This is a genomic window from Streptococcus oralis (assembly GCF_003943825.1).
In the GTDB taxonomy this organism is placed as follows: domain Bacteria; phylum Bacillota; class Bacilli; order Lactobacillales; family Streptococcaceae; genus Streptococcus; species Streptococcus oralis_CD.
Map to the genome: position 1 here is coordinate 210,941 of NZ_RJNJ01000002.1, position 16,013 is coordinate 226,953.

Sequence of the window (16,013 nt, forward strand, 5' to 3'; positions counted from 1 at the left end):
GATAGTTCCAGACTATCTAACATCTAGTTTTCAACTATTCCTTACAAACTTTCTAGCCAGGCCTCATCTCGAACTTCGATACCAAGTTCTTGTGCTTTTTGGAGCTTGCTTCCTGCATCTGCTCCTGCTACGACAAGATTCGTTTTCTTAGATACACTGCCTGTGACCTTGGCACCGAGGCTTTCGAGTTTATTTTTGGCTTCTGAGCGTGTGAGACGTTCCAATTTACCAGTTAATACAATTGTCAAACCTGACAAGGCCGCATCTGCCACTACTGTCTGTCCTTTGTAGTCCAGATTGACTCCAGCTTCTTTCAACTCGTCTAAGAGAATATTCGACCCTTCTGTAGCAAAATAAGTCTGAAGGCTTTGTGCAATCACACTACCCAAGCTCTCGATACTTGCTACTTCCTCTGGATCTGCCTGAGCCAGATTTTCAATCGTATGGAAATGTTGGAGCAAGAGCTGACTAGCCTTACTTCCGACATGGCGAATTCCCAAGCCAATTAAAAGCTTCTCAGCTGAGTTTTCCTTAGATGCTTGAATAGCCTGATACAGTTTTGACGCAGACTTTTCCTTGACACCTTCTAAAAGGAGGAAATCATCTTCTTTCAAACGATAAATGTCCGCAACATCCTTAACCAGATTAGCAGCAAAAAGCTTTTCAACGATAGATGGACCAAGCCCTGTAATATTCATGGCGTCTCGAGAAGCAAAGTGAATCAAACCTTCCATGATTTGGGCAGGACATCGTGGATTGATACAACGAAGAGCCACTTCATCTTCAAAATGAAGCAACTGACTGTCACAGCTCGGACAGTTAGTCGGAATATCTAGTTTTTCTTCAGAAACACGTTTAGACTCTACCACACGCAGAACAGCAGGGATGATATCTCCAGCCTTATAAACGATAACCGTATCATCTTTGCGGATATCCTTTTCAGCGATATAATCTACATTATGCAAGGTTGCACGGCTAACAGTTGTCCCAGCAAGCTGAACGGGTGTTAGATTGGCAGTTGGAGTCACAACACCCGTACGACCTACTGTCCAGTCAACTGAAAGGAGCTGGGCTTCTTTTTCTTCAGCGGGAAATTTATAGGCGATTGCCCACTTGGGCGCTTTAACAGTAAAGCCGAGTTCTTCTTGACCTGCTAGGTCGTTGACCTTGATTACCACTCCATCAATATCGTAAGGAAGTTTCTCCCGTTCTTGTCCTACTTCTTGGATGAAATCCCATATCTCATCTATACTTTTAGCCAATATTCGTTTAGGATTAACTACAAAACCAAGCTGTTCAAGATGCTCCAAGACCTTTTCTTGACTATCACGAGTAGAAGGGCTGGCTTCTTGATAGAGGAAAGTGGCAAGATTACGCTTGGCCACCACTGCTGTATCCAGCTGACGCAAGGTTCCCGCTGCTGCATTACGAGGATTAGCAAATTCAGGCTCCCCATTTTCTTGACGGGCTTGGTTGACCTGATCAAACGAAGCGCGTGGCATATAACACTCTCCACGAACGGTGATATCTAGTTCTTCTGGCAAGGTCAAAGGAATGTCCTTGACACGCTTGAGGTTCTCTGTGATATTTTCACCAACAGAACCATCCCCACGTGTCGCACCGACTACCAAAATTCCCTTTTCATACGTAAGCGAGATAGACAAACCATCGATTTTCAGCTCGCAAATATAGGTCGGTTGGGGTAATTCCTTTCGAACACGCGCATCAAAAGCTTCTAACTCTTCACGTGAAAAAGCATCCTGCAAACTATAAAGAGGATACTGATGACTGTATTTTTCAAAACCATCTAAAACCTTACCACCAACACGATGGGTCGGACTGTCCGCTAAAACTTGATCCGGATAGGCGGCTTCCAATTCGACCAACTCTCGGTAGAGGCGATCATACTCACTATCTGAAATCGAGGGATTGTCACTCGTATAGTACTCGGTCGCATAGCGGTTAAGTAAGGCAACTAACTCATTCATTCTTTCATTCATAATCCCATTTTACCACAAAGCAAGCCCTCCTCACAATAGAGAAGGGCTGAAAAATGGTTTGTAGTGTAATATTTTCTTAAAAATGAGATTATGACTCTTTTTCAAAATGACTTCGTACATAAACGAGGGATAGACAAGACAGGACAATAACCCCGCTTCCAATTATCAGGAAAGAAGAGAGATGAACACTTGGTAGCACTGTCATAAAGCCTTTTGCAATCGGCATAAATAGGATGGCTAAGGTAAAAATGGTGCTTAGGACTCTTCCCAAGTATTCCCCCTCAACCTTGGTTTGAACCTGAGTAAAAAAGTGAATGTTAAATATCGTCATAAACAGTTCACAAACTAAATTTCCAGAAAAGGAAAGAAAAGTTGGCAGTGGTAATCCCATCATAAATACTCCAACTCCAGTCAAGGCCAATAGAATCAAAAGATTATAAACACCTGCCTTTATTTTGCTAGCTAGAAGAGCTCCGATAATCGAACCAATAGCGCCCATAGTCAAAATAGTTGCATAAGCTCCTTCTACCCCGTATAGTCGATCTGAAAAAGGGAGGAGAAATTCAAAAGCTGCAAAAAAGAAATTAACACTGGAAGCGACTACCAAAAGGAAAAAGATTTCTTGCTGGCGCCAAATATATCGAATCCCTTCTTTCATATCAGCAAAAATATTTTTCCAGCTGAGAGTCCTTTTCACTTGTTCCTTAGCCTCTTTTTTGGGGAGGAAAGCTACTAAGATAAATGCGATGAAAAAACTAATGGCATCTAAAACAAGCGTCATATGGAGACTAGCAAATTGTAAAACGATGAAAGAAAGTACAGGGGAGCTAACGCCTACAACCTGCAAGACTAGCTCTAAGCGAGCATTATAGGTCACAATCTCGTCTTTCTCTACAACCTCAGTTATAATGGCTTTGTTGGCTGTACGAGAAAATGCAAAGGCAACTGCCTGAACAATATTTGCGAAGATCAGAGCAGCAATCATCAAGCTATCATTTCTAATGAAAGAAATAGCTAAGCAAAGAACGCCACAAATTAAGTCCGTCGTCATCAAAATTTTGCGACGCGAAAAGCGGTCTGAAATCACTCCGCCAAAGGGATTGACTAGAATTGATGTAACCAACTCAGAAATTTGATAAATCCCAAGAACAGTCTGCCCTATCGTCCCCATTGATGCTAACCAAACACTGTTTCCATAATCATAGAGCATATTCCCTATCTTATTAATAGCCCCACGACTAATCAACTGGATTGCATGTCGATTCATATAAAAAGCTCCTCTCAAATTTTGAAACTATTGTATCAAAACTGAAAGGAGTCTCTTTATTTTTCCCTTATTTGGGAAATTTAAGCATTTACAAATTTTTCATAATGTTCCTGATAGTAAGCCACTTGCTCTGGAAGTCCAAGTACATCAAAAATATGCATGGCTTCCTGCATCTGACAACAACCTTCTTCTTTCAAGTCTCTCTGGTAGAGGGCAAAACCTTTGAGATAATGGAAGATATTGCGCTCATAAAGCTTGATACCATTTCCAATCAACTTCTCCACATAGCCCTCAAAATAGTCCGCATCCGCAAAGGAACGGTTTTCCAAACAATGCTGGTAACAGTTAAGAGCTAAAATCAAAACGAGTTTACGATGCCGACCAATTTCCTTGTAGTAGTCTTCTCGCTCCATGACTTCTCTGCCAATCCGAGCCACATAGTCCACATTGTAGAAAGTATAGAGATTTCCGAAAAGAATCAACTCATACATAGTCCATTCTTCTGTTTGAAAAAGATAATCTGCTACCTTTTCCAAATCACTCTGACTCATCGTGTAATGAGCATCTCTTTGACAAATCAGTCCTTGTAGCAGAATCCAATTCAGCTCAAAATAGAGGGGATTGGTCGAACTCTTTGCTTTCTTGAGCTGTTCCTTTTGAAGCTTTTGAAAACCTGCAATATCATTTGAGTAGTAAAGCGGAATAATCTGTGCCATCAAGGCAACATGTTCATGATTTTGAAAATCCCTAGCCTTGTCCATGAAATTTTCAATGGTCACATGAATATTATCCAAAATCTCAAAGAAACGGGAAACTGCTAGATCAGACTCCCCAAGCTCGAAGCGAGATAACTGAGAGGTTGAACATGATTCACCTGCCGCCTCTTTTAAGGAGTACTTCCCACTTGTTCGAAATTCACGAAATACCTTTCCAAGATGTTCCATTTCTTACACCTGCTCCGATAATTCTTCCCACTCAAGCATAGCCTCTTCTTGACGATGGCTCATTTTGTCCAGTTCAGCCTGCAATTCCATGAGCTTTTCAGCATCGTTGGTTTTTAGCATTTGTTCAGAAATGGCTTGGCTTTGAGTTTCTAGCTCTTCAATTTCAGCCTCTAAACTCTCTATTTGACGCATGAGCTTACGGGCTTCTTTCTGACTTTCTTTCTGAGCCTGGTAGTCATTGACGGGGCTCGGTTCTTTTGCTTGATTACTAGTTGAAGCTTCTTCTGTCTGAATCGCTTCTACTTCTGCTTTCTTATCAACATAGTAGTCGTAATCTCCAAGGTAGAGGGTTGAGCCATTCCCAGACAATTCCAAAACATGAGTTGCCACTCGATTGATAAAGTAACGGTCGTGGCTGACAAAAAGAAGGGTTCCATCAAAATCAATCAGAGCATTTTCTAACACTTCCTTGCTATCAATATCCAAGTGGTTAGTCGGCTCGTCCAAAATCAAGAAGTTATTGTTTTCCATTGAAAGTTTGGCAAGCAACAAACGGGCTTTCTCGCCACCTGACAGCATCCCTACAGACTTTTTAACATCATCTCCTGAGAAAAGGAAGGCACCAAGACGGTTGCGGATTTCAACTTCTGGTGTCAGTTTAAAATCATTCCAAAGTTCATCCAGAACCATATTACTTGGTGTTAGCTTGCTTTGGGTTTGGTCATAGTAACCAACATCCACATTAGCGCCAAAACGCTTCTCTCCCTTAATAAAAGGGATCTGGTCTACTATTGACTTGATAAAGGTTGATTTGCCAATACCATTTGGTCCGACAATCGCAACAGCATTCATCTTACGAAGGTCGAGATTGATTGGCTCTGAAAGTATTTCCCCATCATAGCCAATAGCTGCATTTTCAACAGTCAGGACAACATTGCCTGATGTTTTTTCCGACTGGAAGGTCATGTTGGCTGATTTCTTGCCAGCTTCAGGCTTGTCCAAACGCTCCATTTTTTCTAGTTGTTTACGGCGAGATTGAGCACGTTTTGTCGTTGAAGCTCGGACTAGATTGCGATTGACAAAGTCCTCTAGAGCCGCTATTTCCTTCTGTTGCTTTTCATAGTTTTTTGCCTCAGTAGCTAGCTTTTGCTCCTTTAACTCAACAAAGCGAGAGTAATTACCTACATAACGATCTAAGGAATGCTTAGTCAAATCGAGTGTAACCGTCGCAACCTTATCCAAAAAGTAACGGTCGTGACTGACAATAATGAGTGCACCACTATAGTTCACCAAGTAACTCTCTAGCCAGGCTATGGTTTCAATATCCAAGTGGTTGGTTGGCTCGTCCAAGACTAAGAGATTGGGCTTTTCAAGAAGCATTTTAGCCAGTGCCAGACGGGTATTTTGACCACCCGAAAGCTCGGCAATTTTCATCTGCCACATAGACTCGTCAAACTTGAATCCATTCAAAATCGATCGAATATCAGCTTCGTAGGTAAAGCCACCAGCCTGACGGAAATTCTCTGATAAACGATCATAATCCGCCATCAGTTTATCTAGATCTTCACCAGACTTTTCACCCATCTCCAACTCCATCTGACGCAGTTGTTTCTCCGTACGGCGTAGATCATCAAAGACATGGAGCATTTCATCATAAATGGTATTTTCAGACTCAAAACGGCTATCTTGGGCTAGGTAAGACAGAGAAATATCTTTTTTCTTATTGATTTCTCCACTAGTTGGCTCCTCTTCCCCAACCAAAATCTTTAAAAGAGTAGACTTACCCGCTCCATTTTTCCCAACAAGAGCTATTCTGTCTCGTTCATCAACTTGCAGGTTGATATTATCAAAAAGAACCTCTCCTGCAAAAGAACGTTCAATTTTATTAGCTTGTAAAATAATCATACATCTATTTTACTATCTTTTTCTCTTTTGCACAATTGCAATGAAAAAAGTTCGAGTCATAAACCCGAACCTTTTATCTTAGTATCCAATGCCTCCACGGAATGTGCGAGCCATATCTTTCAAACTATAGTTTTTAGAAGAGGTGTCGATGGTCCATTTACCATCTTTCTTGGTCATTTTAATTTCATAACCCTCTTTCTTCATGTTATCACTAGTGTCTAGAGGAGTTGAATCAAATTGACTTGGTGCATTTTCTAAAATGTATTTCTCACCAGCCTTCATAGCTTCTGAGTAGTTGCTATATTTGCCTTTGTTTTCTTCGTAGAATTTACGGCTCAATTCATGAACATTCAAATTATCCAAGTCGATTGTTTCTGGTCGAACATAAACAACAGCATAATCTGGCAAGTATGTCTTCACCTTGTAATCAACTTTTGCTCTCTTAGCATTTGCTTTGATGTAAGCATCTGCGAATGTTCTAAGTTCTGAATCAGAAGGTTTGTAGTTATAGAAACCTTTTCCGAATGACTCTGTAAATTTCTTGATAAACTCTTCTTTATCAGCTTTCGCATCGTTTGTGAATTCAGCACTGTCATCAGAAGATTTTTTATCATCAGCAAGTGCTACAACTTGTGACTTATTATCAGTAGCACTTAGGTTCGTTCCACCACCAGAGCTTTCCCCATTAAGGTAAACAGCATCGACATATTTTTTCATTACATCTTTTGCTTCATCAATATTATCTTCATACTGACTTGGATCCACCTTGATTGCTACATCGTTATTCTTTTTAGAATTTTCTTTGATGTCATCGTAAAAGCTAGGCGCGAAGTGAAGTTCATACTTAGCATTCTTGTCGACTTCATACACTACATAACCAGCAACGCTCTTTCCTTTAGAAAGTTTGTCTCCATATGACATAAATTTCGTTTTACTGTCACTTTCATAAATTTGAATTGGTTGTAATTTTTCATCTTTTTCATTATAAAGCGTGATATCTTGGCTAGTAAAACTAAACTGTTTATCACGATTGTTCTTGATTTCGACTTGAAGTGCAAGGTATGTTGATGATGAATCCTCATCTTTAGGCAATACATACATACCGTCTTTTACAGAAACCTCAAAGTTAGAGTTCGAGGCAGTACCATTGTCGCTTGCTTTTTTTTGAGCTCCACAGGCAACCAGTGCTAAAGCTGATAAAAGCAAGGCAGAATACTTAAGAATTTTTTTCATAATGGATTCTCCTTTAATGATTTACTATATTTTACCATACGCAGAATAAAAATCAAAACAGAAACCAGATATTTTCAAAATATCTTAAATTTATAGAGTTTTAACTTAAATTTTTCTATATGTTCATTTGATACATTAAAGGATTCTTTATAAAAAGAATAGAATATAACAATATTGACGATTTACTTTATTTAATAATTCCACAAAAATACTATAAACTTTTAATATTTTAAAAAATTAGATAATTGATTTTCATCCCTAACTTAGTATAAGTTAGCATGGTACCCACCATTTTCCCGCTAAAGTGCATAAGTAAATTTCCTACATTTTAAGTTATGCTAACGTTTTACTAAAATGTCAAATCGTGATATAATGAAAGCGATTAAAGCAAATAAACAAAGGAGACACTCTATGACTTACCAAGAAAATTATCAAAAATGGCTCGATTTTGCTGATCTTCCAGACTACCTTCGTCAAGATTTGGAAAATATGGACGAAAAAACAAAGGAAGATGCCTTTTATACCAATCTTGAATTTGGTACTGCTGGTATGCGTGGTTTGATCGGTGCTGGTACAAACCGCATCAACATCTACGTTGTTCGTCAAGCTACCGAAGGTTTGGCTCGTTTGATTGAGTCAAAAGGTGGAAACGAAAAAGAACGTGGTGTAGCAATTGCTTACGATAGCCGTCACTTCTCACCTGAGTTTGCCTTTGAATCTGCGGCAGTTCTTGCTAAACACGGTATCAAATCTTACGTATTTGAAAGCCTCCGTCCAACTCCAGAACTCTCATTTGCAGTTCGTCATCTCAACTGTTTCGCAGGTATCATGATTACTGCCAGTCACAATCCTGCTCCATTTAACGGTTACAAGGTTTACGGAGAAGACGGTGGACAAATGCCTCCACATGACGCGGACGCTTTGACTACTTACATCCGTGCTATCGAAAATCCATTCGCTGTGGAAGTTGCTGATGTCGAAGCTGAAAAAGCTTCTGGCTTGATTGAAGTTATCGGCGAAGCTGTTGATGCAGAATACCTTAAAGAAGTTAAGGACGTAAACATCAACCCAACATTGATCGAAGAATTTGGTAAAGACATGAAGATTGTCTACACACCACTTCATGGTACGGGTGAAATGTTGGCTCGTCGTGCTCTTGCTCAAGCAGGATTTGATTCTGTTCAGGTTGTTGAAGCACAAGCAACTGCAGACCCAGACTTCTCAACTGTAAAATCTCCAAACCCAGAAAGCCAAGCAGCCTTCGCCCTTGCTGAAGAACTTGGTCGTCAAGTTGGTGCAGATGTGCTTGTTGCAACTGACCCTGACGCTGACCGTGTTGGTGTTGAAGTTCTTCAAAAAGATGGAAGCTACCTCAACCTTTCAGGTAACCAAATAGGCGCTATCATGGCTAAATACATCTTGGAAGCCCACAAAAATGCTGGAACTCTTCCTGAAAATGCAGCCCTATGTAAATCTATCGTATCAACTGACTTGGTAACCAAGATTGCTGAAAGCTACGGGGCAACCATGTTCAACGTTTTGACTGGTTTCAAATTTATCGCAGAGAAAATCCAAGAATTCGAAGAAAAACACAATCACACTTACATGATGGGATTTGAAGAAAGCTTCGGTTACTTGATTAAACCATTCGTACGTGATAAAGACGCCATCCAAGCCGTTCTAGTCGTTGCTGAGCTTGCTGCCTACTACCGTTCACGCGGTTTGACACTTGCTGACGGTATCGAAGAAATCTACAAAGAATACGGTTACTATGCTGAAAAGACTATCTCTGTAACTCTTTCTGGTGTAGATGGTGCTGAACAAATCAAAGCCATCATGGCTAAATTCCGTGACAATGGTCCGAAAGAATTTAACGCAACAACTATCACTGTCGTAGAAGACTTCAAGGCTCAAACTGCTACTGCTGCTGATGGTACTGTTACGAACTTGACAACTCCTCCAAGTGATGTTTTGAAATACACACTTGCTGACGGTTCATGGATTGCTGTTCGCCCTTCTGGTACTGAACCAAAAATCAAATTCTACATTGCTGTTGTGGGTGAAAGTAATGAAGATTCACAAGCTAAGATTGCCAACATCGAAGCGGAAATCAATGCTTTTGTAAAATAAGAAATTATAAAAGATGAGACCAACCAATCTCATCTTTTTTCGTATCAAATCTGAGCATTTTTAGAAACTTTATGGCATACTAGACTTATCAATGAAAGCGAGGTAATCTCATGGAACAATTTTTAGAAAACATAAAAGACCTTGAAGTCACTACAGTTGCGCGTGCACAAGAAGCTCTTGATAAAAAAGAAACAGCAACCTTCTTTATTGGCCGTAAAACTTGCCCTTACTGCCGTAAATTTGCTGGCACATTGGCAGGTGTCGTAGCTGAAACTAAAGCCCACATCTACTTCATCAACAGTGAAGAACCAAGCCAACTCAATGAATTGCAAGAATTCCGCTCACGTTATGGAATCCCAACCGTACCAGGATTTGTTCACATTGCAGATGGCCAAATCAATGTCCGTTGCGACTCTTCCATGTCAGCACAAGAAATCAAGGACTTTGCTGGATTGTAAAAAAACCACTCATCGAGTGGTTTTTGTATTGTCTAAATTACTTTTTTTCAAGCAAGACTTGCATCATTCTATGTAGTTCTTCTATCTTCTCAGATTGTTTCTCTAGTAATAATCTTTGAGTTATTAATTCGTCTTGTAGTTTATCAAGCTTTATCTGATCATCTGGATTATCCTTTACAAAAAAGTTTGTCAAGGCACTCGTTAACATCCCTATTGTGCCAATACCAACAAGCATTAGTAAAACAGCTAACCACTTCCCAAAAATCGACGCAGGAACAATATCTCCATAACCAACAGTTGTTACAGTTACAAGCGCCCACCAAAGACTATCTGAGAATGATTTTTCTTCAACAACAGACAAAATTGAACTACCTACCAGTACAATAAAGGAATTGAGATAGAAAATATAAAGTAAGCCATTTGTTCGTAAGAGTTTTCCAACCTTCTTTTCCAACTTACCAGTCAATCCAACGACTCTTAAAAGACGAGTTAGTTTCAGTAATTTTGTCAGCCTTGTTAGGCGGAAGATTCGCCCTAATCGAAATACTGTAAAAATAGCATTCAAAGGAAGGATAGCTAGCAAGTCGAAGATATTTTCAAGCACAAATCTCCATTTTTCTTTACTTGAGAAGAAGCGCCAACCATAATCTACCACAAAAACAAACCAAAGTAGCAAGTCAATAATACTGTAGGGTGGACTATCCAAATCAATCATCTCAGCAAATCCAAGCAAGACAAGGACAACGGATATCAATGCAAGTATGATAATCGTTGTGTCATAATAATCCTTTAATAACCATTTTCTCTTCACACTTCTACTCCTTTAGTTATTTTTATCATTATACCACACTAAAACCCTGACAAAGTACAAAACAAAAGAAGGCACTCGCCTTCTTTTTTATATATCTGTCAATGGTGTTGCAGTATCTGGTGAGGTATCATAAACCTTAAAGTCTACTCCGACTCCCAGATCAGCTTGGGCTAGCTGGTTGACCATGGTCATATGAGCTAGTTCTTTGATATTGTTCTCTTTAGACAAATGTCCAAGATAGATTTTCTTTGTTCGATTTCCCATTGCACGAATCATAGCCTCAGCACCGTCTTCATTAGAAAGGTGACCGAGATCAGATAGGATTCGCTGTTTGAGACGCCAAGCATAAGATCCTGCTCTCAAAATCTCTACATCGTGGTTGAACTCGATGAGATAACCGTCTGCATTTTCGACTATTCCTGCCATACGGTCACTAACATAACCTGTATCGGTCAACATGACGAAGCTCTTGTCGTCTTTCATAAATCGGTAAAACTGTGGTGCTGCTGCATCATGGCTAACACCAAAACTCTCAATGTCGATATCCCCAAAGGTTTTGGTTCTACCCATTTCAAAGATATGCTTTTGCGAAGAATCCACCTTGCCGAGGTACTTACTATTTTCCATAGCCTGCCAGGTCTTTTCATTAGCGTAAAGATCCATACCATATTTACGAGCCAAGACACCGACTCCGTGGATATGGTCTGAATGCTCATGCGTAATCAAAATCGCATCCAGATCTTCAGGTTTGCGATTAATTTCAGCTAGCAGACTAGTAATTTTCTTACCAGACAAGCCTGCATCCACTAGGATTTTCTTTTTTGGGGTTTCCAGATAAAAGGAATTTCCACTGGAACCTGACGCTAAAATACTGTATTTAAAGCCTTTTTCACTCATTCTAGTCTTCTATTTCGTCCTCCCATATTTCTTCTTTTACGGCATCCTTATCATAAGGGAGCACGATGGTAAAGGTCGATCCCTTACCGTATTCACTTTTGGCCCATATAAAACCATTGTGTTGTTTGATGATTTCTTTAGCGATGGCCAGACCTAGACCAGTTCCACCTTGGGCCCGGCTTCTTGCACGATCCACACGGTAAAAGCGGTCAAAAATCTTCGGCAAATCTTGCTTTGGAATACCTAGACCTTGGTCTTTGATAGATAAAATCATCTGGTCATCAGTAGTTTTCATGCTGACAGTGATTTTGCCACCATCTGGTGAGTACTTGATGGCATTGTTAAGAATATTATCAATCACCTGAGTCATCTTATCGGTATCAATCTCGATCCAAACTGAATTAATAGGGTAATCTCTGACAAGCTCATATTTTTTCTCGTCATCCTGGCTTCTCATCTTATCAAAGCGGTTGAGAATAAAGGTGATGAATGCTGTAAAATTAATCAATTCCACATCTAGCTGACTTGTCGTATTATCAATACGAGAGAGATGCAAGAGATCTGTTACCATCCGCATCATACGGTTGGTTTCATCGAGTGAAACCTTGATAAAATCAGGAGCAACAGGATCATACAGAGCTCCCTCGTCCAAGGCTTCAAGATAAGATTTAACACTGGTCAAAGGAGTTCGCAACTCGTGACTCACGTTCGAAACAAAGAGTCTTCGCTCACGCTCTTCCTTCTCCTGCTCGGTCGTATCATGTAAAACGGCAACCAAACCCGAGATGAAACCTGACTCACGGCGAACCAGAGCAAAACGGACACGAAGGCTTAGGTATTCACCATTTACATCCTGGGAGTCAATCGTCAACTCAGGAATCTGTGTAATTAGATCACGCAACTCGTACTCATCTTCTATCTTAAGCAATTCGAGGATGCTTTTATTCAGAACATCTTCTTTCTGCACACCGAGCTGTTTCTTGGCCATATCGTTGATCATAGTAATCTGGCCACGGCGATTGGTCGCAAGAACGCCATCTGTCATGTAAGAAAGAATACTGTTCAATCGTTTACTCTCTTGTTCCAGATTTTCTTGGGTCAAACGAATAACTTCTGACAAATCGTTCAGATTATTGGTGATATTGGTGATTTCTGTACTTCCTTGCAAGTCCAAAACTTGAGAATAATCACCTGCAATCAAGTCCTTAACCTTTTGATTTATCTCCTTCAGACGAATATTATCCCGACGATTTTCCAGTAACAGCAAGGTCACGACCAGGATAAAGCCAAGTAAAATCAGGATAAAGATAAAATCGCTGGTCAGAATAGTTTGTCTAATATCTTCAATCATTATTTCTCATATAGTATCCAACACCACGACGTGTGAGAATGTACTCTGGACGACTTGGAGTGTCTTCTATTTTCTCACGCAAGCGTCTAATGGTCACGTCCACAGTACGAACATCACCAAAATAGTCATAACCCCATACAGTCTCAAGCAAGTGTTCACGTGTAATCACTTGTCCAATATGAGATGCCAAGTGATACAAGAGTTCAAACTCACGGTGGGTTAAATCTAATTCCTCACCATATTTCTTCGCCACGTAAGCATCTGGAACGATTTCCAAATCACCAATTTGTAAAGGCTGCGTTTTCTTCTCATCAGACTCTTGGCTATCCACAGAAACTAGGTCTGTACGACGAAGGAGGGCCTTAACACGAGCCTGCAACTCACGGTTTGAGAAAGGTTTTGTAACATAATCATCTGCACCTAACTCTAAACCAATAACCTTGTCAAATTCACTATCCTTAGCTGATAGCATGATAATCGGCACGCTACTAGTCTTACGAATAGCTTTAGCAACTTCTAAACCATCAATTTCAGGTAGCATCAAGTCGAGGATAATAATATCCGGTTGCTCAGCTTCAAATAGCTCGATTGCCTCACGACCATTGAAGGCTGTAACAACTTCATAACCTTCCTTGGCCATATTAAACTTAATAATATCTGAGATTGGTTTCTCATCATCTACAATTAATATTTTTTTCATTTTATCACCTTTTCTCTATCTATTATAACAAAAAAATGCAAAGAAGGCACAAATGGCTACTGTAAGCCTTCATCTTCAAGACTTGTTTTGTAAGCCTGCCAGATTTTTTGTTGAGGCTTCGCAAGTGGATAATCAGAAAACTCTTGAGGAGAAACCCAACGAATTTCTCTGTCTGAAAACTGTTTTGTTTCCGCTACTTGACCAGCTAGGATTTGAATATGCCATTTCCGATGACTAAATACATGCTTGACCTGGTCAAATACTTGCTGGGACCAATTAACTTTTAAATCATAATCCTGCTCAAAGTTTTCTTGAGGGCTTGGTCCAAATGCTCTGCTTTCCTCTTTGACTTGAGAAAAGAGATCTAGCTGATCGTCATCACTTGAGAAATCATCAACTTCAATCAATGGGAAGTGCCAAAAACCGGCTAGTAGTTTCTCGCTTTCATTTTTCTCTAGTAAAAATTGTCCTTGGTCATTGCGTACAACCAAAGCCTTGAGATAGATTGGGAGGGGCTTTTTCTTGGGTTCTTTAATCGGATATACATCCATAGTCCCATTCTGATAGGCTGCGCTAAAGTCCTTAACAGGACTTTCTTCTGGTCGAGGGTTAACTGGAGCCTCTATGTCAGAACCTAAATCCATCAGAGCTTGGTTAAAATCACCTGGTCGTTTCGGGTCAATCAAGATTTCCATCATAGCTTGGAAAATCTTTCGATTGCTGGGAACTCCGATATCATGATTAACCTCAAACAAGCGCGCCAGCACCCTCATAACATTGCCATCTACAGCCGGCTCGGGCAAGTTAAAAGCGATACTGGAAATAGCTCCCGCAGTATAAGGGCCAATCCCTTTCAGGCATGATATTCCTTCATAGGTGTTTGGAAACTGACCACCAAAGTCAGCCATAATCTGCTGGGCTGCAGTCTGCATATTGCGCACTCGAGAATAATAGCCTAATCCCTCCCAAGCCTTCAGCAGACGCTCTTCAGGGGCATTCGCCAGACTTTCAACAGTTGGAAACCAGTCCAAGAATCGTTCGTAGTATGGAATAACTGTATCCACTCTGGTCTGCTGGAGCATGATTTCAGATACCCAGATGTGATAAGGATTTTTACTTCTACGCCAAGGCAAATCTCGCTTGTTTTCATAATACCAGTTGAGGAGTTTTTCACGAAAAGAAATAATCTTCTCCTCCGGCCACATGACGATACCGTATTCTTTCAAATCTAACATATATCTAGTATAACATAGAAGCTTCTAACTGTCCTTTTCTCAGTACTAAAAAGCCTCTTCCCATGGGAAAGAGGACTAAATCTTATTGATGAACTGCTTGAGCTGCTGTGATAAGGGTCAACTTGTAGACATCATCTGCATTACATCCACGAGAAAGGTCGTTAACTGGTTTGTTCAATCCTTGCAAAACAGGTCCGACAGCCGCAAAACCACCGAGACGTTCTGCCATCTTGTACCCAATATTTCCTGCTTCGATACCTGGGAAGACAAAGACATTTGCTTGACCAGCTACATTACTTCCTGGAGCTTTAAGAGCTGCAGTTTCAGGAACAAAGGCAGCGTCAAATTGCAACTCACCATCAATCTCAAGGTCGGGACGCAAGTCGTGAGCAATTTTTGTAGCTTCCACTACCTTATCAACACTTTCACCAAAACCTGAACCTTTAGTAGAATAACTTAGCATAGCAATTTTAGGTTCAATACCAAACATTTTAGCTGTGATTGCTGAATTGATCGCAATTTCAGCCAAGGCTTCTGCATCTGGATTGATGTTAATGGCACAGTCTCCAAATAGATAACGTTCCGTACCACGTACCATAAGGAAGGCACCTGACGTACGAGTTACATTTGGACGAGTTTTGATGATTTGTAGGGCTGGGCGAACTGTTGAGGCAGTTGAGTGAATCGCACCAGATACCATACCGTCAACCAAGCCCAAGTAGACTAGCATCACACCAAAGTAGTTGACATCTTCAGCCAAAACTTTGCGCGCTTCTTCTTCAGTCATTTTGCCCTTACGACGCTCTACCAAGGCAGCAACCATTTCTTCAAATTGAGGATAATGTTGGGGATCAATCACTTCATAACCATCCATGATCCCTTCGATTTCGAGATAAATTTTAATTTTTTCAGGGTTTCCGAGCAAAACAGGAATCACTTCTGTTTCTTTTACCAAGCGTTTTGTCGCTTGAAGAATACGTGGCTCTTCCCCTTCAGGGAGAACGATACGAGCATTTTTGCCAACCAGGTTGGCTTTGAGACTTTCAAAAACTTCCATGAGTTTTCTCCTTTAAGAAAATAAA

The 16,013-nt window shown here is 40.4% G+C and carries 13 protein-coding genes; 2 read left to right on the forward strand and 11 right to left on the reverse strand.

The window, feature by feature from the left end:
* Positions 1 to 41: 41 nt before the first annotated feature.
* The 5 genes from ligA to D8863_RS02770 form a co-directional block, all read right to left on the reverse strand.
* Entirely contained in the window at positions 42 to 2,000 is a 1,959-nt protein-coding gene (ligA, locus tag D8863_RS02750; protein WP_125441007.1) for an NAD-dependent DNA ligase LigA, read from the reverse strand.
* Between the two features lie 88 nt (positions 2,001 to 2,088).
* Positions 2,089 to 3,267 (reverse strand): MFS transporter, encoded by a 1,179-nt coding sequence (locus D8863_RS02755; protein ID WP_125441008.1) that lies wholly within the window; start codon positions 3,265 to 3,267, stop codon positions 2,089 to 2,091.
* 80 nt (positions 3,268 to 3,347) lie between these two features.
* Positions 3,348 to 4,211, reverse strand: a complete 864-nt coding sequence (locus D8863_RS02760; protein ID WP_125441009.1) for an Rgg family transcriptional regulator — start codon at positions 4,209 to 4,211, stop codon at positions 3,348 to 3,350.
* Between the two features lie 3 nt (positions 4,212 to 4,214).
* Entirely contained in the window at positions 4,215 to 6,116 is a 1,902-nt protein-coding gene (locus D8863_RS02765) for an ABC transporter ATP-binding protein (protein WP_125441010.1), read from the reverse strand.
* 78 nt (positions 6,117 to 6,194) lie between these two features.
* The gene (locus D8863_RS02770) at positions 6,195 to 7,349 is read right to left on the reverse strand and encodes a DUF5105 domain-containing protein (RefSeq protein ID WP_125441011.1); all 1,155 of its coding nucleotides are present in this window, start codon (positions 7,347 to 7,349) and stop codon (positions 6,195 to 6,197) included.
* 411 nt (positions 7,350 to 7,760) lie between these two features.
* On the opposite strand from D8863_RS02770, the gene D8863_RS02775 reads away from it, so the two are divergent.
* A complete protein-coding gene (locus tag D8863_RS02775) occupies positions 7,761 to 9,479 on the forward strand; it encodes a phospho-sugar mutase (RefSeq protein WP_125441012.1) in 1,719 nt (572 codons plus the stop codon).
* A 110-nt stretch (positions 9,480 to 9,589) separates the two neighbouring features.
* Positions 9,590 to 9,937, forward strand: coding sequence for a thioredoxin (locus D8863_RS02780; RefSeq protein ID WP_000434656.1), 348 nt, complete (start codon positions 9,590 to 9,592; stop codon positions 9,935 to 9,937).
* Positions 9,938 to 9,974: 37 nt separating this feature from the next.
* Here the strand turns inward: D8863_RS02780 and D8863_RS02785 are convergent, their stop codons facing one another.
* The 6 genes from D8863_RS02785 to pta form a co-directional block, all read right to left on the reverse strand.
* A complete protein-coding gene (locus tag D8863_RS02785) occupies positions 9,975 to 10,748 on the reverse strand; it encodes a potassium channel family protein (RefSeq protein WP_125441013.1) in 774 nt (257 codons plus the stop codon).
* A gap of 87 nt (positions 10,749 to 10,835) precedes the next feature.
* Positions 10,836 to 11,645: an exodeoxyribonuclease WalJ gene (gene walJ / locus D8863_RS02790; protein WP_125441014.1), complete on the reverse strand. Its 810-nt coding sequence runs from the start codon at positions 11,643 to 11,645 to the stop codon at positions 10,836 to 10,838.
* 1 nt (position 11,646) lies between these two features.
* Positions 11,647 to 12,996: a cell wall metabolism sensor histidine kinase VicK gene (gene vicK / locus D8863_RS02795; protein ID WP_000568721.1), complete on the reverse strand. Its 1,350-nt coding sequence runs from the start codon at positions 12,994 to 12,996 to the stop codon at positions 11,647 to 11,649.
* Entirely contained in the window at positions 12,989 to 13,696 is a 708-nt protein-coding gene (gene yycF, locus D8863_RS02800) for a response regulator YycF (protein ID WP_000722058.1), read from the reverse strand. Before yycF ends, vicK begins: the two co-directional genes overlap by 8 nt.
* 56 nt (positions 13,697 to 13,752) lie before the next feature.
* A complete protein-coding gene (mutY, locus tag D8863_RS02805) occupies positions 13,753 to 14,931 on the reverse strand; it encodes an A/G-specific adenine glycosylase (protein WP_125441015.1) in 1,179 nt (392 codons plus the stop codon).
* An 82-nt stretch (positions 14,932 to 15,013) separates the two neighbouring features.
* Positions 15,014 to 15,988 carry a phosphate acetyltransferase gene (gene pta / locus D8863_RS02810; protein ID WP_125441016.1) on the reverse strand — a complete coding sequence of 325 codons (975 nt, stop codon included), beginning with the start codon at positions 15,986 to 15,988 and terminating at the stop codon, positions 15,014 to 15,016.
* Positions 15,989 to 16,013: the final 25 nt, after the last annotated feature.

Bases quoted from the DNA above. Each gene is read 5' to 3' on its own strand.
- walJ (WP_125441014.1), bottom strand. From the start codon at position 11,645: ATGAGTGAAAAAGGCTTTAAATACAGTATTTTAGCGTCAGGTTCCAGT.
- D8863_RS02765 (WP_125441010.1), bottom strand. From the start codon at position 6,116: ATGATTATTTTACAAGCTAATAAAATTGAACGTTCTTTTGCAGGAGAG.
- D8863_RS02775 (WP_125441012.1), top strand. From the start codon at position 7,761: ATGACTTACCAAGAAAATTATCAAAAATGGCTCGATTTTGCTGATCTT.
- D8863_RS02780 (WP_000434656.1), top strand. From the start codon at position 9,590: ATGGAACAATTTTTAGAAAACATAAAAGACCTTGAAGTCACTACAGTT.
- mutY (WP_125441015.1), bottom strand. From the start codon at position 14,931: ATGTTAGATTTGAAAGAATACGGTATCGTCATGTGGCCGGAGGAGAAG.
- ligA (WP_125441007.1), bottom strand. From the start codon at position 2,000: ATGAATGAAAGAATGAATGAGTTAGTTGCCTTACTTAACCGCTATGCG.
- D8863_RS02770 (WP_125441011.1), bottom strand. From the start codon at position 7,349: ATGAAAAAAATTCTTAAGTATTCTGCCTTGCTTTTATCAGCTTTAGCA.
- yycF (WP_000722058.1), bottom strand. From the start codon at position 13,696: ATGAAAAAAATATTAATTGTAGATGATGAGAAACCAATCTCAGATATT.
- pta (WP_125441016.1), bottom strand. From the start codon at position 15,988: ATGGAAGTTTTTGAAAGTCTCAAAGCCAACCTGGTTGGCAAAAATGCT.
- vicK (WP_000568721.1), bottom strand. From the start codon at position 12,996: ATGATTGAAGATATTAGACAAACTATTCTGACCAGCGATTTTATCTTT.
- D8863_RS02755 (WP_125441008.1), bottom strand. From the start codon at position 3,267: ATGAATCGACATGCAATCCAGTTGATTAGTCGTGGGGCTATTAATAAG.
- D8863_RS02760 (WP_125441009.1), bottom strand. From the start codon at position 4,211: ATGGAACATCTTGGAAAGGTATTTCGTGAATTTCGAACAAGTGGGAAG.